This window comes from Stenotrophomonas sp. SXG-1 (assembly GCF_014083965.1).
Taxonomy (GTDB): Bacteria; Pseudomonadota; Gammaproteobacteria; order Xanthomonadales; family Xanthomonadaceae; genus Stenotrophomonas; species Stenotrophomonas geniculata.
Genome location: NZ_CP046588.1, coordinates 2,557,885 through 2,576,889 on the forward strand (window position 1 = coordinate 2,557,885; position 19,005 = coordinate 2,576,889).

Sequence of the window (19,005 nt, forward strand, 5' to 3'; positions counted from 1 at the left end):
TCTCACATTGGCCGGTTTTAGCGATTGATTGTCATTGTAGCGAAATTCGCCAGTGCGGCCGATCACTAGCATGAGCCGCATGCACTCCCCCACCCCGTTCCGCCCCTACATGCGCCAGGCTTTTGCCCGGTTGAAGAACCCTGCCCTCAGGACCGATCAGGAAGCGCTGCTGTTCTCGCTCAAATGCCTGCTCGCCGCGTCGCTGGGGCTGTATGTCTCTCTGAGGGTCGGCCTGAATCGCCCGTTCTGGGTGATCGGCACGGTCTATCTGGTGTCACAGCCCCTTTCCGGGGCAACGCTCAGCCGCGGCCTGTTCCGCCTGCTCGGTACCGTGGGCGGGGCCGTCGCCACCGTCGTGCTGGTGCCACGTTTCGCCAATGCCCCCCTGGTGCTGAGTGCCGCACTCGCCACGTGGATGGCGCTGTGCCTGTATCTGGCGATGCTCGACCGCACGCCACGTGCCTATGCGTTCCTGCTGGCCGGCTATACCACCAGCCTGATTGGATTTCCTGCGGTGATGGTGCCGGGAGACGTGTTCACCATTGCCATCACACGGGTGCAGGAAATCGCCATCGGCATCCTGGCCGCAACGCTGGTACATGCGCTGGTGCTGCCGCGCCGGGTCTCGATGCGCGTGCACGTACGGGTTGCTGCCGTGCTGGATGATGCGGAACGATGGACACGGGACATGCGCGCCGGTGCATCGGACACGGTACTGGCGACGGACCGCTCGAAAGTGGCCGCCGACCTGCTCGAGCTGCATGTGCTGTCGATCCACCTGCCCTACGACAGCGCCCACGGCGTGGCGCAGGTGCAGATCCTGCGCGCCCTGCACGACCGGATGCTGGACGTCCTGATGCTGTCCAGCGCGGTGGAAGATTCCATCGACCGGCTGCGTTCACCACAGGCCGGCGCGATGGATGCAACGGGCTGGCGCGATCTGCTGCAGGCCGGCCTCGCCGCGCAACAGACCGAGCTCGACCTCGCCCACGCCGACTGCCGCGTGCTGCAGGCGCAACTGCACACTGCCCGTCCCGACTGGCGTCGGCATGTGCCTGCCCGCCTTGCGCGACATGTGCAGGGTGCGGTACTTCACCGGGATCATCGGCTTGCCCTGCGCAGCGCGCTGGGCGCGTTCGCCGGCATCCTGCTGAGCTGCGTTCTGTGGATCGTCACCGGCTGGTCGGAGGGCGCCACGGCGGTATCCATCATCGGCACGGCGTGCGTGCTGTTCGGCACGATCGAAGCGCCGGCACCGCATGTCATGCGCTACCTGGTGGGATCGTGCATCGGCGTGGCCGTCGGCCTGCTCTACGGTCTACTGATCTTCCCCGCGTTGTCCGATATCACCGGCCTGATTGCCGCGCTCGCGCCGGTGCTGCTGCTGTGCGGATCGTTCCTGGCCCGGCCGCCCTTCATCATGGCCGCCCTGGGCGTGGTACTGACCTTCCCGATCATCGCAGGCCTGGGCGCGACCAATTCGGTCAACATCGTCGGCGCACTCAACAACAGCGTTGCGCTGTTCGTGGGTACGACGGTGGCACTGTGCAGCATGCAGCTGTTCCAGACCGCCGACGCAAGCCGCAACCGCGCACGGTTGGAGCATTCGATCCGTCGGGATATCGCACGACACACCGCCGGACGAGGTGATGTGACCCGCGCCTGGCTCAGCCGCATGCTGGATCGAATCGGGCTGCTCGCTCCAAGGTTGCAGGGCCGTTCCAGCGCAGTACACGAGCTGCGGGTATTGTTTGCGGACGTTCGTGCGGCACATGCATCCAGCCAACTGCGCACACTGGACAAGTACCTGGACAACCCGCACGTTCGGACGCTACACGCGGCGCTGATCGAACGCGTCGCCGCACATTTCAGGGTTCGCGCCCACGCGCCACGCAGTGTCGATGCCCATCTTCTGAAGTTGTTGGACTGCATGCGCGAGGCCGCAACAGCCATCGCCGAGGCCGATCGAGGGAATCTGCTGCACCTGCTCAGCGGGTTGCGCCGCGACCTGCTGGCCTCACCGCTCACCCATCGGCACTGACCGCATGCTCTCTGATCTTTCCATTGATGGCGTGCTCATTCCCGGCCTGCTCGCCGTGGCCGCTGCCGCCTTGGCGCTGTCGATACTGACTTCACGCCTGCTCGCCAGCCTCGGTCTGTACCGGCTGTTCGCCGCGCGGCCGCTGGTGGGCCTGTCCCTGTTCGTGATCCTGGCGGAGCTGATGATCCGGCTCTCGCCCCTGCTCGAGAAATGAAATGAAAGACCTGCTTGCTGTCATCGGGCGCTGGAGCGCAACGCTGGGCGTGTGTGCGCTTGCCGCCATTGCCGCGCTCTCCCTCTGGAATCGTTACGAAATGCGCCCGTGGACGCGGGATGGGCGGGTGCGCGCCGATGTGGTGCGCGTTGCGTCGGACATGGGGGGGCTGGTCACCCAGGTGCTGGTGCACGACAACCAGCGGGTCAGTGCCGGCCAGCTGCTGCTGGTGCTCGATCAGCCACGCTTCGCCGCCACGCTGGAGAAGGCAGACGCGGCGGTCAGGAGCGCGCATGCCACGCTGGCACTGGCCCGCCGCGAATCGGCGCGGGACAACGCACTTGGCAACCTGGTCGCTTCGGAAACCCGCGAACGCAATGCCGCCAAGGTCGATACCGAGCTGGCCGCGCTGGCGCAGGCACGGGCCGAACAGCGCGTTGCCCAGCTCAACGTGCAACGCACCGAGGTGCGCGCAACCACCGATGGCATCATCACCAACCTCGACCTGCACGCGGGCGACTACCTGCAACCCGGTGCGCAGGCACTGGCGCTGATCGACACCGGCAGCCTGCGTATCGAGGGCTACTTCGAGGAAACCAAACTGGCCTGCATCACCGAGGGCGATGCCGCCGTGGCCCGGCTGATGGGCGACAACCACGACGTCCGCGGACACGTGGATACCATCGCCGCCGGCATTGCCGACGATCAGCGCTCAAGCACACACAACCTGCTGCCCGCCGTGGCGCCAACTTATACCTGGGTGAGGCTGGCGCAGCGCATCCCGGTACGCATCCGCATCGATGATGCGCCGTCGGATACCCGCCTGATCGTGGGTCGCACTGCGAGTGTGACCATCACACCCTCGGCACCGGGAGCCTGCAAGTGAGCGTGCGAACACTACGCGGTGGGCTGCTTGCCCTGCTGCTGCCCATGACGGCCTGCGTCTCCGGCCCCGACTATCACCTGCCTGCGAATGCGGTCGCGGCCTCCCCCCAGGTGGCGCGGGCGTTCGTCTCGGGCCAGGAGGCATCGTTCAGCCAGGACGCGCCACCAGATCGATGGTGGCACCTGTACGGCGACCCCCGGCTTGACGCCTACGTACGCGAAGCACTGGCGGCCAATACCGACCTGCGCGCCGCCGATGCCAACCTTCGGCGCGCCAGCGCAACCGTGCTGGAGTACCGCGCGCGCGGTGCCGTGCAAGCCGACGTGGATGCATCGGGCACGCTCACCCATACAGGTGGCTACGCCCAAGCGTCGGCCGCGCCGCAGTCGTATGCGCTGGGCCTTCACCTCTCCTATCCACTGGATCTTGCAGGCGGCATCCGCCGCGGCATCGAAGCCGCCAACGCGGACGCCGAGGCCGTCGCTGCGGCACGCGACCAGGTCCGCGTGGTCGTCGCTGCTGCCGTCACCCGTGCCTATCTCCAGGTGTGCACCCGCAATCACACGCTCGCCGCAACCCGGCAGGTGCTGGCGATCCAGCACGCCACGCTGGAGGCAACCCGCCGCCTCGCCGCAGGCGGCCGAGGAACGGACTTCGATGTCAGCCGTGCCGGTGCCGCCGTCAACCGCAGCGCGGCGGGGATACCGCACCTGCTGGCCGAACGTCAGGCCGCACTGTTCGAACTGGCCGCATTGATGGGCAGGGTGCCGGCAGACTATCCGAGGGAGGCGGAAGCGTGCCCGCGCCCCCCGGAGCTGGAGCAGGCGCTGCCGGTCGGTGAGGGCTGGCAGCTGCTACAGCGGCGCCCTGACATACGTGCCGCCGAGCGGAGCCTTGCCGCGGCCACGGCGATGATCGGCGTAGAGACCGCGGAACTTTATCCGCGGGTCACCCTGGGCGCATCCCTGGGCACAGCAGGCACGCGAGGGCAGCTGCTTTCGGCCGACGGTTTCGGGGCGAGCGTCGGGCCGCTGCTCTCATGGCACTGGCCCAACCGCCGCGTGGCCAAGGCCCGCATCGCGGCGGCCGGCGCCAATGTGGATGCCGCTCTTGCTTCCTTTGACGGCATCGTGCTGCAGGCACTGCGCCAGACCGAGACCGCGCTTTCTGCCTGCACGCAGGAGCTTGAACGCGAGCGCAGCCTGGCGCAGGCGCGCAGGGACGCGGCGCGCGCAGCCGGACAGGCACAGCAGCTCTACCGCTTCGGCAGGATCGATTTTCTCGACGTGCTTTCGGCCCAGGCCGCGCTGGCAGATGCGGAGTCCGCACTGGCGGCCTCCCGCGCGGAGCGGGTCGACCGTCAGATGGATGTGTTCCTGTCACTGGGTGGCGGTTGGGCTGCAGGGGCCGTCGCCATTGGTGCGGCCCGCTGACGTCGTCTTCGCAGCAGCAGCCGCTACCCGATCTGTTCATGAAAGCCCTGTCCACATCCGTATTCATTCACACGGCCTGCCCTATATTCGCGCTCACAGCGCCGCATATCGCGGCCATGACGGAGGCATCCCGATGACATCCATACGTCTTCTTGCCATTGCCGTGGGCTCGGCCGCAGCACTCGCCGTAGCGCCCGCCTTCGCCGATCCGCCGCACCACGCCCGCGGCAACGGCCCGCCACCGCATGCGGGCGGCCCGCATAACCGTGATGCGCCGCCGCCGGGCTGGCAGAAGAAGGCCTGGCGACGTGGCGAGCGCCTGCCGTGGGCCGAAGTGGACCGCCGCTACTGGGTAGACGATTACGCGCGCTATGACCTGCGCGAGCCGGGCCGCGACCGGCGTTGGGTGCGCCAGTCCGACAACGAGTACCTGTTGGTGGAGATCGCCACCGGGCTGATCATCGACGCCCTGCATCGCTGAAGCGACCTGCAGCGTCCCACATGGAGCGATTTGCCCCGGTGCAGACACCCTACGACCGGGGTCGCTCCGGTCGGCGGTGTTTGCGCCCACCGCGCCCCACATGCCTCCGCTGCCGCCCGGCATGCATGCCCTCCCGCAGTGCGATATGCCCGAACATCAGCGCCGCGGCAACGAGCCCCATCGCAACCAGTATTTCGAATCCCCGATCACCAAAGAGCAGGCGGATGGAGATCTCCAGTGAGCACAGCCTGCCGCAGCTAAGGCCGTGCTCGTTGAAGCCATAAATGAGCACCATTACGCCCATCAGCCCGCACAACGCCATCAGGGCCAAGCTTGCGATGAAGATGAAAGGTCGATGGATACGCATGCGCTCGTCGCGGTCTTCTACGGTGATGTAAAGCTCGACGTTGCGAGCACGCGATCGGAAGCATCCAGCTCTACCGACCAGGCTTGGGTATCCAGGCCCAGCCGGTTCTCATACCACCATCGCTGCGCACAGCGACCCCGCATCCACTGCTGGCATAGCGGGTAAAGGGAGCACCGGCATGCTCCACCACGTCAGGTTGCCCCAGCGCCCGCAGTACCTCGGCCCTGCTCGCCCCGACCGGGACCGAGGCAAGCGCGTGGGAATGCCACACTGAGATCGCCGAGCAACTGGCAACGTACGCCACGAACAGGCCGGCAAGCCCCCCATCAGTGTCCTCATTGACAGATCCCCTCCTGCGCCGCGCGCCCGCGCATCATCCGCGCAGACCTTCTTCAACGTCAAACCTCGACAAGCGGTCCTGTTGCAGCGCCCGGCATCCGTGCTAGCGTGCGCCGACCGATGATTCAGGATGAACACAGGGACGCCCGTCGATGGCAGGCAAGCGCCGGAAGGACAGGATCGCGCAGGAGATCGGCCTGTTCATGCAGCAGTACGCGCGCAAGGCGCAGCGCCATACCGAACCCAACGACCGGCCGTACGATCGGAAACTGGAAGCGCGGCTCAAGCGCTTGCCACCGGAAGAACTGGGTAGGCTGCTTTCCGGAGAAGAGGACGACGATGACTAGCCCCGCCGGAATGGCCAGGCGCGCCATCGTCGTGACATTCTGTAGCGCGCTCGGCGCCTGCGGACTGGTGATGGACAGTTCGTTCGACACTCTGTGCGAGGCGCTTGACGCCGACATGGTGAACAAGGGATGGATTCCCGATTGGGTACCCCACGAGGCGACCGACCTGCGCGAGGTACACGACCTCGACTCGAACACCAGCGCGCTGGCCTTCACCAAGCCCCCTGCGATACCACTGCAGCTGCCTGCGGATTGCCAGGCAACCACATTCAACGACCGCGATCCTGTTGCGTTCAATCGACACTGGTGGCCTGGCGACGCGACGCTCAGCGCGTCGTACCGCGTCTTTCGCTGCGCACCTGAATCCGGAAAATCGGTCTTCGTCGCCATCAACAGGACCGAAGACCGCGTGCTCTTCTGGCGAACCTACGCACGGTGATGCGCCCGCACCGTCGCCCCTCTTCTCAGGAACCCATGATGCCCAACGCGCGTGCACGCTTCGCCGCCCTCGCCCTCTCTCTCGCGGCGTGCCTGCCGGCCTACGCCGCGCAGAACGCCCCCGCCGACATCGAAGCGATCGAACAGGTTGTCGAATCCTTCCGGACCTCGCTGATCAACAAGGACAAGCCGACCTACATGGACCTGTTCTTTTCGGACAAGCCGGAAGACATCGGCTGGCAGTATGTGTCCGAGGACGTGCGCCTGCAGGACATCCGCAAGGCCAAGCCCGATGCGATCAAGGCGCGGCAGATTCCCGCCAACAACTTCATCGCGCTGATCGATGGAGCGGTGGCCTCGCCGAAGCCGAAGGAGGAGACGTTCTCCAACACGAAGATCGAGACAGACGGCGACGTGGCCTCGGTGTCGTTCGACTACAGCTTCCACGACGATGGGGTGAAGACCAACTGGGGCAAGGAAATGTGGCAGCTGATCCGCACCGAACAGGGCTGGAAGATCTTTTCGGTGATCTATTCGATCCGCGACTCACGCAGCCCGGCCGATTGAACGTCGCTTGAGGACGCTGAGCGCCGATTGCCGATTGCCGATTGCCGATTGCCGATTGCCGATTGCGATCCATTCAGCCAGGGCATTGGCATCCGGCAAGAGATCGGGCAGAGTTCGGCCACGCGCAAGGACGCACGCTATGACCCGCCTGCTGATCATCGAAGACAACCCCGAGCTGGTTGCCAATCTGTATGCCTTCTTTGAACCGCTGGGCTACGTCCTGGACGACGCCCGCGACGGCGCCAGCGGACTGCGCCGGGCCACGCAGCACGACTACGACGCCATCCTGCTGGACCTGATGCTGCCGCGGTTGGACGGCATGACGCTGTGCCAGAAGCTGCGCCAGGAGTTCCAGAACCCGGTACCGATCCTGATGCTGACCGCGCGCGATCCGGTCGAAGACCGCGTGCAGGGCCTGGCCCTGGGCGCGGATGACTACCTGGTCAAACCGTTCTCGCTGACGGAACTGGATGCGCGGATCAAGGCCCTGGTACGACGCGCCCAGGGCCGCCAGGTCCAGAGCGTGCTGGCGTGGAAGGATCTGCAGGTGGACACGCGCTCGCCGCAGGCCTGGCGGCAAGGCCGCCGCATTGCGCTGACACCCACGTCGCACAAGCTGCTGATGTGCCTGGTGCGCGCGGCGCCCGCTGTGGTCCGCAAGCAGGAGATGGAATACCTGGTCTGGGGCGACGAGCCACCGGACAGCGGCGCGCTGCGAACACACATCCATGAGCTGCGCCTGCAGGTAGACCGCAGCTTCGACGCCGCGCTGATCACCACGGTGCACAGCGTCGGCTGGCGCATGCAGGCGTGAGCCCTGCCTCCCTCTACCGCCGCCTGAGCTTGCGTGCCCGCATCACGATCTCGTTCGTGCTGTTGATGGCCGGTGCCATGGGTTTCATCGTTCTGGCCGAACAGGTCGACTACGACCAGGTCCGGGCTGCTGTCGTCGCGCGGACCCAGCACGGTGAAGTGGAAAGGCTGCAGGCCGCGCTGGCTCGTGGCCAACGCCCCGCCCTGCCACCGGGGACCCAGCTGTTCGATGCCCATGACGCGCCTGTCGTGCTGCGCCAGTACGGCCCGGGCCATCACGGCGAAGAGGCGCCCAACGAGTGGCACCTGAGCGTCTTCAACAACGGCGACCAGCGCTACTACCTGCTGCAGGATGCGGCGCACTATGGCTATCTGGAACACCTGATCAACGCCTTTGCGGCACTGGTCATTTCGATCTGCGTGCTCGGCGCCTTCCTGATCGGCCGCAAGGTAGCGACGCACGTCATCGCACCCATCACGCGATTGGCGGACGCGGTGCAGGACGGCCAGAAGCCTTTTCCCTACCAGGACGCGCGCGATGAGATCGGTGTACTCGCCCGCGCCTTCGCCCGACACAGTGACGAGCTCGAACGGTTCCTGCATCGCGAACAGTGCTTCAGCGGCGATGCCAGCCACGAGCTGCGCACGCCGCTGGCCATCATCGGCGGCGCTGCGGAGACGCTCGCCTGCCAGCTTCCGGCCGACAGCCACCTGGTTCCCAGCGCGGAGCGCATCCTGCGCACCACCCAGGAGATGCAGCGCCAGCTGACCTGCCTGCTGCTGCTCTCACGCGCCCCCAGTACCGTGCCGCGCAACAAGGTGGCCCTGCGCCCGCTGATCGAATCCTGCATGGAGCGCTGCCAGCCGTGGATTTCCGGCAAGCCGGTGATCGTTGCGCTTGATGCCCGGCATGACGCCGTGCTGGACACCAACGCAGATCTGGCGCACAGCGTGATCTGGAACCTGCTGCGCAACGCCTGCCAGTACACCGAAAGGGGCGAAGTGAGGATCACCCTCCACGACACCGCACTCACCTTCGCCGACACCGGACCCGGCCTGCCCTCCAGTATCGACCCACAGCAGTTCCAGCGCTTCGTGCCCGGCAGCCCGCACAGTGGTGAGGGACTGGGGCTGTCCATCGTGCAGCGCATCGTCGAGCACCTGGGTTGGAGGATGACGGTGCGTTCCTCGCAGCAGGGCTGCCGGTTCAGCCTGGAGTGGCCCATCTGACGGTTTCCTGACGCGCGCCTGCACATGCTGGGGATTGCTCACTTCACGGCGGAAACGGCATGCAGCACCCCAAGGACAGCGGCAAGTACCCGCACGGCAAGAGCGGCCTGAGCCGCATCTTCCACACCCTCATCCATTCGCGCGATGGTTTCATCGCCACCTTCCGCGGCGAGGCGGCCTTTCGCCAACTGCTGCTTCTGCACGCGCTGTTGATCATTGCAGCGTTCGTGCTGGACATCAGCAAGCTCGAACGGGCGCTGGTGCTGGCGGTCTGCTTCATCAGCCTGCTGGTGGAACTGCTCAACTCGGCGATCGAAGCAGTGGTCGATCGCATCTCACTGGAACAGCATCCACTGTCCAAGAACGCCAAGGACATGGGCAGCGCCGCGCAGACCACCGCACTGTTGATGGTGGGCGCGGTGTGGGGCGTGATCCTGCTGGGCTAGTCCGCCCAACCTGACAACTTCCTGATAAAGCGGTTTCGATACTGCGCGCACTCCCGCTCCACGGAACCTGCTCGTGCGTCAACGCCGCCGTTTTCCACGGCCCCATCCGATCGTTCTGGTCTGGGCCACCGCACTGTTCTTCACCACGATTGGAAACATCGCCCTCTGGAAGACGCTGTGGGGGCTGATCGACCTCAACAGCCTGCGCAGCGTGCTGTTCCTGGCCAGCTTGCCGGTGGTGCTTTTCTGCCTGTTCAACCTGCTGCTGACGCCACTGCTGGCACTGCCGTTCCTGCGCAGGCCGCTGCTGGTGCTGCTCGTTGTCGTCAGCGCCGCCTGCAGCTACTTCATGCTGCACTACAACGTGCTGATCGATCGCAGCATGGTGCAGAACGTGTTCGAGACCAACCAGGCTGAACTGAACGCCTATCTGTCGCTGCCACTGCTGTTGACCCTGCTGGCGCTGGGCGGGCTGCCCGCGACCGGGCTGGTCCTGATGCGCACCGCCAGCGGGGCGGGCTCGATACGTTCGTTCCTGGTGTGGCCAGTCAACGTCCTGGTATCCATGATGGTGCTGCTGGCGATCGGCTTTGCGTTCTACAAGGACTATTCGTCATTGCTTCGCAACAACCGCTACATCCGCGACCAGGTGCTGCCGTTGAACGTGGTGCGGCATACCCACGGTTACCTGAATAGCCTCTACAGCACCCGCCAGCAACCGCTGCGCGCGATTGGCATGGACGCACGGCGCGCGCCGGGCCCGCGCCCGAAGCTGGTGATCCTGGTCGTCGGCGAGACCGCGCGATCACAGAACTTCCAGCTCAACGGCTACCCACGCGCGACCAATCCCCGGCTCTCGCGCAAGGAAGGCGTCATCAGCTTCAATGATGTCTCCTCATGCGGGACCGCCACGGCCATCTCGGTGCCGTGCATGTTCTCGCAGATGACCCGAGGCCAGTACGACGACGTGCGCGCCGCAACCGAGGAGAACGTGCTCGACATGCTGCAGCGCACCGGCATCCGCGTGCTCTGGCGCAACAACAACAACGGCGGCTGCAAGGGCGTGTGCGAACGCGTACCGACCGAGGACATGCCTGCGCTGAAGGTGGCCGGCCAGTGCGTCAACGCCGACGGCACCTGCTACGACGACGTGCTGCTGCACCAGTTGGGCGCACGCATCGATGCCATCAACGGCGACGCCCTGATCGTGCTGCATCAGCTCGGCAGTCATGGGCCGACCTACTTTGAACGGTATCCCGCAGCGTCGCGGGCTTTCAGCCCGACCTGCGACAGCAACCAGATCCAGCAGTGCAGCAACGAGGCGCTGGTCAACACCTACGACAACACTCTGGTCCACACCGACCACCTGCTGGGCAAGGCCATCGACCTGCTGCAGGGCTATGCGGACCAGCGTGATGTCGCACTGATCTATGTGTCCGACCATGGCGAGTCGCTGGGCGAACGCGGGATGTACCTGCACGGCACGCCCTACTTCATCGCCCCGCGCGAGCAGACCCAGGTGCCGATGGTGATGTGGTTCTCACCGGAATTCAGCCGCAACGCAGGCCTGGACCTGGCCTGCCTGCACCAGAATGCCCTGCACCGGGCGCACAGCCACGACAACCTCTTCCACTCGCTGCTGGGCCTGTTCGCGGTCAACAGCGGGGTGTACCAGCACGATCTGGATGTGTTCGCAGGTTGCCGCGCGTCGGCTTCGCCGGCTGTGGCCACCTCACCGGCCAAGGAAAGGCGCCGGCTGATGCCGGTCGCTGCCCGGAACGTGGCGCGCTACTGCGCCGCCAGGGCGAAATCCAGGCCCGCACACACCGCCGCCACCTGGGCGTCATTGCATTCCTGCGGGTTGGTGCGCGGGCTGTCCGGGTAGACCTCGGTGGTGGTGGCAAAGCGCGCGTCGGTGAAGCCGGCGCAGGCGCCGATCGAACGCGATTCACCCCAGACCACGCCCGGCGACTGCAGCGGCAGGCCGACCAGGTTGCCTTCGGCATCGGCCGGGGCGATATGGGTGACCGGGGCCACGGCGGTGATCAATGCCTTCTGGAACTCGGCCTGCGGATCTTCGCTGTTGCCGATCACGTAGAAACCATCCGGAATGGTGTCGCGCTCGAATGGCTTGCCGTCGCGGGCACAACGCGCCGGATCGAACTCCTGCAGGTCGCTGTCGGTGGTCTCGTGCAGGTCCAGGTGCACCAGCAGGTTCGGCTTGCGCTCGGCCACCCAGGCCATCAGGGCGGCGGCTTCCACGATCTGGCCGCCGTCACGGAAGCTGCGGTTGGGGTCGATGGCGTCCGGGTTCCAGCGCTGGATGCGCTCGTAGCCCCACGGGCTGACGCACGGCGCCACGATCAGGTTCAGCCGGCCCAGGTAACGCTCCGCCTGCTGCTCCAGGAACTGCAGGGCACCGTGCACGCCGCTGGTCTCGTAGCCATGCACGCCACCGGTGATCAGCGCGGTCGGCAGCGCCGGGTTCCAGTCGTGGTTGACCACGGCGAACAGCGGGTAATGGTCCGGCGCATAGTCCAGCTGGCCGTACTGGATCACATCGAAGCTGTCGTCCAGGCGCTCGAGCGCGGCCACCACGTCGTCGTGGTAGCTGCGCCGGCGCTGCTGGCGGGCCCGCCACTGTGCGCGTTCCGCGTCGCCCCAGGGCTGTCCGGGGGTGCCGATCGGGTAGAACTGCGCAACGGTCATTGGGGAACTCCAGGGGTCGAACGGGATGGGTGCAGCCGGACATTCTAAGCCTTGTCGCGCCTGCGGGCGCCCCCGCCCCGCCCCGCCTTCATCCAGCCGGGGTCATCTGGTTGTAAAATCAATGGTTTTTGGCCCCTCACCCCTTGATGGCGAACGCAGCGCAGCCGGTCCTGGGTGGACCGGAGTTCCTCCGCCTGCTCGCCCGTCTCAGCGACGGCGCGATGCCGGCCACCAGTCCCGCCCTGACCGATCGCCTCGGCCAGTGGGTGGACTGGAGCCGTGCCGTGGCCCTGTCCGGGGCGCTCGGCGGACGCCTGCCCGAGCCCGGTGAAGCCGCCGAAGCGGTCGAGGATGTACTGGCCGACTGCGCCCAGGCGCACGCCAGCCTGCTCGCCTCGATCAGTGAGGATGCCGAGGCCGAGCGCCTGCTGGACCTGGCCGAAGCTGCCGCCGCACCCAACTTCGCCTCGCTGCGCCAGCGCTACCGGGTACTGCAGCAGGCCATCCAGACCGCCACGGGCCGCCTGCGCGGCCGCCTGCGCGACCAGCTGGTACAGGTTTCGCCCGAGCTGGCGCGGCTGGCCGAGGTCGATGCGGTGATGGAACAGACCCTCACCCCGCGCGAGCACAGCCTGCTGGCCACTGCGCCGGCCGTGCTCGGCGCCCGATTTGAACGCGTGCACGGCCAGCCCGGCTGGCGCACGGCCTTCCGCCATGACATGCGCACGCTGCTGCTCGCCGAGCTGCAGCTGCGCTTCCACCCGATCGAAGGGCTGCAAGACGCCCTGCGCTCCCACTGACCGGAACACCATGTCCAGAACTGCTTTCCATGTCGTTGTCTTCCTTGTCGGCCTGCTGGCCGTGTGCTGGATCGGCATTGGCTACGTTTCGGTGCATCCGCTGGGTGCAGCGGTGGCGGCGATCATCGCGGCCTGCTACATCGCCGGTGGCGTGGAGCTGTACCGCTACCGCCAGGCCAGCAACGGCCTGCGCGCCGCACTGAACGACCTGTCCAGCGCGAAGGAAAGCCTCGCCCCCTGGCTGGAGCGCGTGCCGGTAGGCCTGCGCAACGCCGTGCGCCTGCGCGTGGAGGGCGAGCGCACCGCCCTGCCCGCACCGGTGCTGACCCCTTACCTGGTCGGCCTGCTGGTGCTGCTGGGCATGCTCGGTACCCTGCTGGGCATGATGGACACGCTGCGTGGCACCGGACTGGCCCTGCAGAGCGCGACCGACATGGCCGCCATCCGCGGCTCGCTGGCCTCGCCGGTGCAGGGCCTGGCGGTGGCATTCGGTACCTCGATCGCCGGTGTGGCCAGCTCGGCCATGCTCGGCCTGCTGGCGGCGCTGCTGCGTCGGGATCGGCTGCAGGCCGTGCAGCAGCTGGACCGGGCCATTGCAGGCGACCTGCATCCCTACTCGCAGGCCTGGCAGCGCGCCGAGTCGCTGCGCCTGCTGCAGGCACAGTCCGCCGCGCTGCCGGCACTGGTCGACCGCCTACAGGCGATGACACAGACCTTTGAACAGCACAGCACGGCCGCCAACGAGCGCCTGCTGGCCGGCCAGGCCGAATTCCTGACCCAGAGCCAGGCGCTGCAGGAGCGTCTGGCGGTCTCGCTGCAGCAGTCGCTGCGCGAAGGCGCCGAAGCCAGCGCCGCCGCCATCGGCGGTGCGCTGCAGCCGATGGCCGAGACCACGCTGGCTGGCCTGGCCCGTCACAGCGAAGCACTGCACGCCCGCGTCGAGCAGGCCGTGCAGCAGCAGCTGGCTGGCCTGAGCGACGGTTTCGAGCGCAGCCGCGTTGCGACCGAAGCCAGCTGGGCCAAGGTGGTGAGTGAACAGAGCCAGGCACAGCAGGCCCTGGTGGACGATCTGCGCCAGCACCTGCAGGCCTTCAGCGATGGCCAGGGCACGCAGGCCGAAGCACTGGTCGCGCGCATCGGCGAGCGCCTGCAGGTCGATGCCAACGGCAACGCCGAGGCCTGGCGCGCCGCCATCGAGCAGCAGCAGGCACTGAACAGCGCGCTGGTCGAGCGCCAGCAGCAGGCGCTGCTGGCGGCCGGCCAGCAGCTGGACGAGCATGCGCAGGCATTGCTGCGGGCACTGGAGCAGCGTCACGACGCCAGCCAGTCGTTGCTGCAGGACCACGAACAGCAGCGCTCGCAGCAGTGGCAGGCCGCCCAGGCTGCCGCCGCAGCTGCGCACGCCGAACTGCAGGCCTGCCTGGACACTCGCGAACAGCAGCGCCAGGCGCGCTGGGACGCGGTCAGCGCCGAACTGCAGCAAGCCCACGCCGCGCTGCATGCGCAGCTGCAGGCCGGCGACGAACAGCGCCTGCAGCGCTGGAGCGATGCCTTGCAGCACGTTTCCACCGACCTGGCCGAGCGCCTGCGGGCCAACGGCGAGCGCCTGGCTGCGCAGCAGCAGCAGGTCTGCGACACGCTGGCGGCGACCGCACAGCAGATCGGCGAGAACGGTCGTGCACAGGCCAGCGCAACGCTGGCCGAAGTCTCCACCCTGCTGCAGACCGCGGCAGCCGCGCCGAAGGCCGCTGCCGACGTCATCAACGAACTGCGCAGCACGCTCTCTGAAAGCCTGGTGCGTGACAACGCAATGCTGGAAGAACGCGGTCGCCTGCTGGCCACCGTGCAGACCCTGCTCGATGCGATCAACCATGCCTCGCACGAACAGCGCACCGCCGTGGACGCGCTGGTTGGCGGATCGGCCGAGCTGCTGGAGCGCGTCGGCAACCGCTTCACCGACCATATCGCCGCCGAGACCGGGAAGCTGGACGGCATCGCCGCAGCGCTCAACGGCAGCGCCGGTGAAGTGGGCCAGTTGGCCAGCACCTTTGGTGAAGCGGTCGCGCAGTTCGGCAGTGCCTCCACCGAGCTTTCCGGCCGCCTGGAACAGATTGGCGGCGCACTGGATGCCTCGCTGGCCCGCAGCGATGAGCAGCTGGCCTACTACGTGGCGCAGGCGCGCGAGGTGGTCGACCTCAGCCTGCTGTCGCAGAAGCAGGTGATGGAAGAACTGCAGCAGCTGGCCACGCGCCGCGGCAAGGCCGGCAGCGCATGAGCGACGAGCTGGAGGTCGATGGCGGCTCACACGCCCCGATCTGGGCCGCCTTCGGCGACCTGATGTCGGTGCTGCTGGGTGCGTTCGTGCTGATCCTGGTGGGTGTGGTCGCGGTGCAGCTGGAGCTGTCGCAGCGGTTGGACCAGGAAGTGAAGCAGCGCCAGGCCGAAGCCAAGCGCCTGCAGACGCTCGAACAGGCACTGGCTGGCCCGCTGGCTGCCGGTCGCGTGACGCTGGTTGACGGCCGCATCGGCATCAGCGGCAGCGTGTTGTTCGCGCTCAACTCCGACCAGCTGCAGCCGGAAGGCCAGGAGCTGCTGCGCAGCCTGGCGGCACCGCTGGCCGCCTATCTGGGCAGTCGCGAAGAAATCCTCATGGTCAGCGGCTTCACCGATGATGCGCCGGTGCGCGAAGGCAACCGCCGCTTCGCCGACAACTGGGAGCTGTCCGCGCAACGTTCGCTGACCGTGACCCGTACCCTGATTGCCGATGGCGTACCGGCTGACGCCGTGTTCGCCGCCGCGTTCGGCAGCGAGCAGCCGGTCAGTTCCAATGCCAATGAGGAAGGACGCGCACGCAACCGTCGCGTGGAGATCGCGCCGATTCCCAAGCCCAAGGCCCCGGATGCCAAGTAAGCCGCCCGCACTGGAGGGACTGCGCGCACTGGTGCGCGACCTCGATGCGGGGTCGCGCTCGCTGCCGCATTACCCGCGGGTGCCGATGCTGCAGCAGGTACAGCGCGAGTGGTCGGAACTGCGCAGCGAACTGCAGGTGCGCCGCTCGCTGCGCGCCGAGGCTCCGGCTGACGGCGGCCCGCTGAACTCGGCGGTGCTGGTGCAGCGCATGCTGGACACGATGCAGGCCGCCAGCCCAGGTTACCTGCGCCATTTCATCGACTACGTGGACACCCTGTCCTGGCTGCAGGCGCTGCAGGACGGTGCCGTGAGCAGTGGTGACACCGCAAAGCCGAAGCGCACGCGCAAGCCGCGCAACGCGGGTTGATCGTACAGTGACGCCGACCTCGTTCGGCGCCCCCGTAGACGCCAACCTTGGTTGGCGTTCCACCAACGACGCCGCGCATGCCAACCAAGGTTGGCATATATCAATGCATGCTCCGGCATGCCACGCGTGTAGCGGTGTCACCAGACAGTCATCTGTCTAGCGCACCATTTTCACGTGGGCCCACGGCGCGTGCAGCGCCTGCAGTCGCATCGCTTGTCTCCCCTTTTCAATTCCATGAGCTCCGCGCCAGCGCGGTGGCTCGTGCCTGCCTGAGTGTCTGCAACATGACGAAGACTTTGTTGGCCGCCGCGCTGTCGATCGCGCTTGCTCCCGCGGCCTGGGCGCAGGATGCTGCCCCGACCTCCCATGGCACGTCCGCCACCGACCTCGATGCGGTTTCGGTGATCGGCAGCGGTGAAGCGCGCCAGGTGCAGCGCATCACCCGCGAGAACCTCGACATCCTGCCGCCGGGTACCGGCCTGCAGAAGACCCTGAACCTGCTGCCGGGCGTCAACGCGCAGTCGGCCGATGCGCTGGGCACCAACGAGCAGTCGATGACCCTCAGCCTGCGTGGCTTCAACTCCACCCGCCTCGGCTACACGCTGGATGGCGTGCCGCTGGGCGATGGCGCGTACAACAACTACAACGGCCTGACCATCAACCGTGCGCTGATCAGCGAGAACATGGCCGGCGCCGAACTGGCCGTCGGTATCGGCAGCCTCGGCACGCCGTCCACCAGCAACCTCGGTGGCACCATCTCGTACACCTCCGACCGCCCGGCCCAGGAACTCGGCGGCCGCGTGGTGCAGACCTTCGGCAGCGATGCCAACCGCCGCACCTTCGTGCGTGTGGACAGCGGCGAGTACAACGGTTTCTCCGGCTATATCTCCGGCATGAATGCCGTCTCCGATCTGTGGAACGACCAGACCGCCTACAACAGATCCACCACCAAGCAGTTCAACGCCAAGGGCGTGTGGAACTTCGGCCGCGGCCAGATCACCGGCTTCGTCGATACCTCGCGCACTACCCAGGCCGACTACTTCTACCTGTCCAAGGACGAGATGTCGCGCGGGCTGGGCTGGGACTGGGGCGGCTATGCGCCGGACTGGAACAAGGCCGTGGCCAAGGCCTACTGCAATACCGCCAGCTTCAACGCGAAGAAGTGCGACAGCAGCGGCCGGGACAAGGATGCCGACGGTGCGTTCACCGCCGGGCAGATCCTGCGCGATGACAACCTGTACTACCTGGCCGGCGATTTCTTCCTGGCCGATGGCTTCAGCCTGCGGGCCCTGGCCTACCACCACGACGACCGCGGCGAAGGCCACAACTGGAACAGCGGCGCGTGGTCGAACAAGGGCACCGCGCAGGAAATCCCGATCATCTTCCGCAACACGATCTATACCATCGACCGCGATGGCGGCACGCTTTCGTTCGATTGGGAACTGGGCGCGCACCGCATCGAGGGCGGCGTCTGGTACGAGCGCAACACCAGCAGCGCCGAGCGCTACCAGACCGCCGTGGACGGCCCGCGCGACCTGAGTGGCATGAACACCCTGCCCTCCGACGTCGGTGTGTTCGCCCAGCGCACGCGCTGGAAGACCCACCAGTTCTTCCTGAAGGACACCTGGCGCCTGCTCGATGATCGCCTGACCCTGGAGTTCGGCGCCAAGAGCCCGCATGCCACCTCCGATGCGCAGGCCCTGCCGGGCGACGCGAAGGCGCCGATCTCGCCGACCTCCAACAACCAGTTCGCCACCGGCGAACTGAAGGCCAGCAAGAACTTCCTGCCCAGCATCGGCGCCAACTTCCGCCTGGCCGAGCATCACGAAGTGTTCGCCAGCTACGCCGAGAACATCGCCATGTTCCAGGGCGGCTTCAAGCTGGGCCCGCAGGCAGTCAGCCAGGCCACCTGGAACGCGCAGGGCAACCTGAAGCCGGAAGAATCCCGCTCGCTGGAGGCCGGCTACCGCTTCGTCACCGATACCCTGCAGGCCTCGGTCGCGGCCTACAGCGTGCGCTTCGACAACCGCCTGCTGCAGTACAACCCCTGCGACTCGCGGCAGCCGGTCGGCCCGACCTGCGGCAACCGCTTCTACAACGTCGGCGGCGTCGACAGCCGTGGTGCCGAGCTGACCGTGCTGTGGACCCCGAACGAGCACTTCAGCTGGTACACCTCGGCCTCGCTGAACCGCTCGACCTATGCGTCGAACTACGTGCAGGCCGGCGTCGAGCAGCAGATCAAGGGCAAGATCCAGACCGATACACCCAAGCAGCTGCTGGCCACCGAGATCACCTGGCGCGACAACGGCTGGTTCGCCAGCCTGCGCGGCAAGTACACCGGCGAACGCTTCTACACCTACACCAACGACCAGGGCTTCGGCGGCTTTACCGTGTTCGATCTGGCCGGTGGCTATGACTTCGGCCAGGTCGGCTTCGCCAAGGGCATGCGCGTGTCGTTCAACGTGACCAACCTGACCAACAAGCGCTATGCCAGCAACCTGGATTCGAGCGTGTTCGCCCCGAGCGACCCGGCCGGCAAACTGTACGTGTTCCATGCCTCGGCACCACGCCAGGTGTTCGGTACGATCGACCTTCGCTTCTGATTGACCGCCCGGAG

The 19,005-nt window shown here is 66.8% G+C and carries 19 protein-coding genes; 17 read left to right on the forward strand and 2 right to left on the reverse strand.

The genetic code is table 11. The features are described from left to right. Positions 1-79: 79 nt before the first annotated feature. The 5 genes from GOC52_RS11740 to GOC52_RS11760 all read left to right on the forward strand — a co-directional run bounded on the left by GOC52_RS11740 (position 80) and on the right by GOC52_RS11760 (position 5,055). Positions 80-2,041: an FUSC family protein gene (locus GOC52_RS11740; RefSeq protein WP_238794396.1), complete on the forward strand. Its 1,962-nt coding sequence runs from the start codon at positions 80-82 to the stop codon at positions 2,039-2,041. A gap of 4 nt (positions 2,042-2,045) precedes the next feature. Then, positions 2,046-2,255: a DUF1656 domain-containing protein gene (locus GOC52_RS11745; protein WP_019337823.1), complete on the forward strand. Its 210-nt coding sequence runs from the start codon at positions 2,046-2,048 to the stop codon at positions 2,253-2,255. A 1-nt stretch (position 2,256) separates the two neighbouring features. Continuing rightward, complete coding sequence (locus GOC52_RS11750) at positions 2,257-3,141, forward strand: efflux RND transporter periplasmic adaptor subunit (RefSeq protein WP_029380003.1); 885 nt, start codon at positions 2,257-2,259, stop codon at positions 3,139-3,141. Beyond that, positions 3,138-4,574, forward strand: a complete 1,437-nt coding sequence (locus tag GOC52_RS11755) for an efflux transporter outer membrane subunit (protein ID WP_191849498.1) — start codon at positions 3,138-3,140, stop codon at positions 4,572-4,574. The genes GOC52_RS11750 and GOC52_RS11755 overlap by 4 nt, the downstream gene beginning before the upstream one ends. Positions 4,575-4,707: 133 nt before the next feature. Then, positions 4,708-5,055 carry an RcnB family protein gene (locus GOC52_RS11760; protein ID WP_019337825.1) on the forward strand — a complete coding sequence of 116 codons (348 nt, stop codon included), beginning with the start codon at positions 4,708-4,710 and terminating at the stop codon, positions 5,053-5,055. A 49-nt stretch (positions 5,056-5,104) separates the two neighbouring features. Here the strand turns inward: GOC52_RS11760 and GOC52_RS11765 are convergent, their stop codons facing one another. After that, a complete protein-coding gene (locus tag GOC52_RS11765) occupies positions 5,105-5,422 on the reverse strand; it encodes a hypothetical protein (RefSeq protein ID WP_143994303.1) in 318 nt (105 codons plus the stop codon). 491 nt (positions 5,423-5,913) lie between these two features. Between GOC52_RS11765 and GOC52_RS11770 the strand changes: the two genes are divergently transcribed. From GOC52_RS11770 to GOC52_RS11800, 7 genes are all read left to right on the forward strand, one after another. Beyond that, positions 5,914-6,108, forward strand: a complete 195-nt coding sequence (locus tag GOC52_RS11770; RefSeq protein ID WP_049409423.1) for a hypothetical protein — start codon at positions 5,914-5,916, stop codon at positions 6,106-6,108. Continuing rightward, positions 6,101-6,547: a hypothetical protein gene (locus GOC52_RS11775; RefSeq protein ID WP_143994302.1), complete on the forward strand. Its 447-nt coding sequence runs from the start codon at positions 6,101-6,103 to the stop codon at positions 6,545-6,547. The genes GOC52_RS11770 and GOC52_RS11775 overlap by 8 nt, the downstream gene beginning before the upstream one ends. Positions 6,548-6,582: 35 nt before the next feature. Then, on the forward strand, positions 6,583-7,113 hold the full coding sequence (locus tag GOC52_RS11780; protein ID WP_143994301.1) for a Cif family virulence factor: 531 nt from the start codon (positions 6,583-6,585) through the stop codon (positions 7,111-7,113). 139 nt (positions 7,114-7,252) lie between these two features. Further along, on the forward strand, positions 7,253-7,927 hold the full coding sequence (locus tag GOC52_RS11785; protein WP_143994300.1) for a response regulator transcription factor: 675 nt from the start codon (positions 7,253-7,255) through the stop codon (positions 7,925-7,927). After that, positions 7,924-9,156, forward strand: coding sequence for a HAMP domain-containing sensor histidine kinase (locus GOC52_RS11790; protein ID WP_191849500.1), 1,233 nt, complete (start codon positions 7,924-7,926; stop codon positions 9,154-9,156). Before GOC52_RS11785 ends, GOC52_RS11790 begins: the two co-directional genes overlap by 4 nt. A gap of 59 nt (positions 9,157-9,215) precedes the next feature. Beyond that, positions 9,216-9,602, forward strand: a complete 387-nt coding sequence (locus tag GOC52_RS11795; protein ID WP_010485254.1) for a diacylglycerol kinase — start codon at positions 9,216-9,218, stop codon at positions 9,600-9,602. Between the two features lie 73 nt (positions 9,603-9,675). Further along, positions 9,676-11,487 carry a phosphoethanolamine transferase gene (locus GOC52_RS11800; protein ID WP_191849502.1) on the forward strand — a complete coding sequence of 604 codons (1,812 nt, stop codon included), beginning with the start codon at positions 9,676-9,678 and terminating at the stop codon, positions 11,485-11,487. Here GOC52_RS11800 and GOC52_RS11805 read toward each other — a convergent pair. After that, positions 11,391-12,311 carry a M14 family metallopeptidase gene (locus GOC52_RS11805; RefSeq protein WP_043396360.1) on the reverse strand — a complete coding sequence of 307 codons (921 nt, stop codon included), beginning with the start codon at positions 12,309-12,311 and terminating at the stop codon, positions 11,391-11,393. The genes GOC52_RS11800 and GOC52_RS11805 overlap by 97 nt on opposite strands. 146 nt (positions 12,312-12,457) lie before the next feature. Here GOC52_RS11805 and GOC52_RS11810 point away from each other — a divergent pair, with 146 nt between their 5' ends. The 5 genes from GOC52_RS11810 to GOC52_RS11830 all read left to right on the forward strand — a co-directional run bounded on the left by GOC52_RS11810 (position 12,458) and on the right by GOC52_RS11830 (position 18,991). After that, on the forward strand, positions 12,458-13,111 hold the full coding sequence (locus tag GOC52_RS11810; protein WP_010485248.1) for a DUF3348 family protein: 654 nt from the start codon (positions 12,458-12,460) through the stop codon (positions 13,109-13,111). Between the two features lie 10 nt (positions 13,112-13,121). Continuing rightward, positions 13,122-15,386, forward strand: coding sequence for a DUF802 domain-containing protein (locus GOC52_RS11815; RefSeq protein ID WP_191849504.1), 2,265 nt, complete (start codon positions 13,122-13,124; stop codon positions 15,384-15,386). Then, on the forward strand, positions 15,383-16,021 hold the full coding sequence (locus GOC52_RS11820; RefSeq protein ID WP_005409939.1) for an OmpA family protein: 639 nt from the start codon (positions 15,383-15,385) through the stop codon (positions 16,019-16,021). The genes GOC52_RS11815 and GOC52_RS11820 overlap by 4 nt, the downstream gene beginning before the upstream one ends. Then, positions 16,011-16,388: a DUF2894 domain-containing protein gene (locus GOC52_RS11825; protein ID WP_053443175.1), complete on the forward strand. Its 378-nt coding sequence runs from the start codon at positions 16,011-16,013 to the stop codon at positions 16,386-16,388. Before GOC52_RS11820 ends, GOC52_RS11825 begins: the two co-directional genes overlap by 11 nt. Before the next feature lie 284 nt (positions 16,389-16,672). Then, positions 16,673-18,991 (forward strand): TonB-dependent receptor, encoded by a 2,319-nt coding sequence (locus tag GOC52_RS11830; RefSeq protein ID WP_191849506.1) that lies wholly within the window; start codon positions 16,673-16,675, stop codon positions 18,989-18,991. Positions 18,992-19,005 lie beyond the last annotated feature (14 nt).

Coding starts and splice junctions, on each gene's coding strand:
- GOC52_RS11760 (WP_019337825.1), top strand. CDS start 4,708: ATGACATCCATACGTCTTCTTGCCATTGCCGTGGGCTCGGCCGCAGCA.
- GOC52_RS11810 (WP_010485248.1), top strand. CDS start 12,458: ATGGCGAACGCAGCGCAGCCGGTCCTGGGTGGACCGGAGTTCCTCCGC.
- GOC52_RS11795 (WP_010485254.1), top strand. CDS start 9,216: ATGCAGCACCCCAAGGACAGCGGCAAGTACCCGCACGGCAAGAGCGGC.
- GOC52_RS11815 (WP_191849504.1), top strand. CDS start 13,122: ATGTCCAGAACTGCTTTCCATGTCGTTGTCTTCCTTGTCGGCCTGCTG.
- GOC52_RS11745 (WP_019337823.1), top strand. CDS start 2,046: ATGCTCTCTGATCTTTCCATTGATGGCGTGCTCATTCCCGGCCTGCTC.
- GOC52_RS11785 (WP_143994300.1), top strand. CDS start 7,253: ATGACCCGCCTGCTGATCATCGAAGACAACCCCGAGCTGGTTGCCAAT.
- GOC52_RS11740 (WP_238794396.1), top strand. CDS start 80: ATGCACTCCCCCACCCCGTTCCGCCCCTACATGCGCCAGGCTTTTGCC.
- GOC52_RS11830 (WP_191849506.1), top strand. CDS start 16,673: ATGACGAAGACTTTGTTGGCCGCCGCGCTGTCGATCGCGCTTGCTCCC.
- GOC52_RS11750 (WP_029380003.1), top strand. CDS start 2,257: ATGAAAGACCTGCTTGCTGTCATCGGGCGCTGGAGCGCAACGCTGGGC.
- GOC52_RS11775 (WP_143994302.1), top strand. CDS start 6,101: ATGACTAGCCCCGCCGGAATGGCCAGGCGCGCCATCGTCGTGACATTC.
- GOC52_RS11770 (WP_049409423.1), top strand. CDS start 5,914: ATGGCAGGCAAGCGCCGGAAGGACAGGATCGCGCAGGAGATCGGCCTG.
- GOC52_RS11780 (WP_143994301.1), top strand. CDS start 6,583: ATGATGCCCAACGCGCGTGCACGCTTCGCCGCCCTCGCCCTCTCTCTC.
- GOC52_RS11765 (WP_143994303.1), bottom strand. CDS start 5,422: ATGCGTATCCATCGACCTTTCATCTTCATCGCAAGCTTGGCCCTGATG.
- GOC52_RS11805 (WP_043396360.1), bottom strand. CDS start 12,311: ATGACCGTTGCGCAGTTCTACCCGATCGGCACCCCCGGACAGCCCTGG.
- GOC52_RS11820 (WP_005409939.1), top strand. CDS start 15,383: ATGAGCGACGAGCTGGAGGTCGATGGCGGCTCACACGCCCCGATCTGG.
- GOC52_RS11825 (WP_053443175.1), top strand. CDS start 16,011: ATGCCAAGTAAGCCGCCCGCACTGGAGGGACTGCGCGCACTGGTGCGC.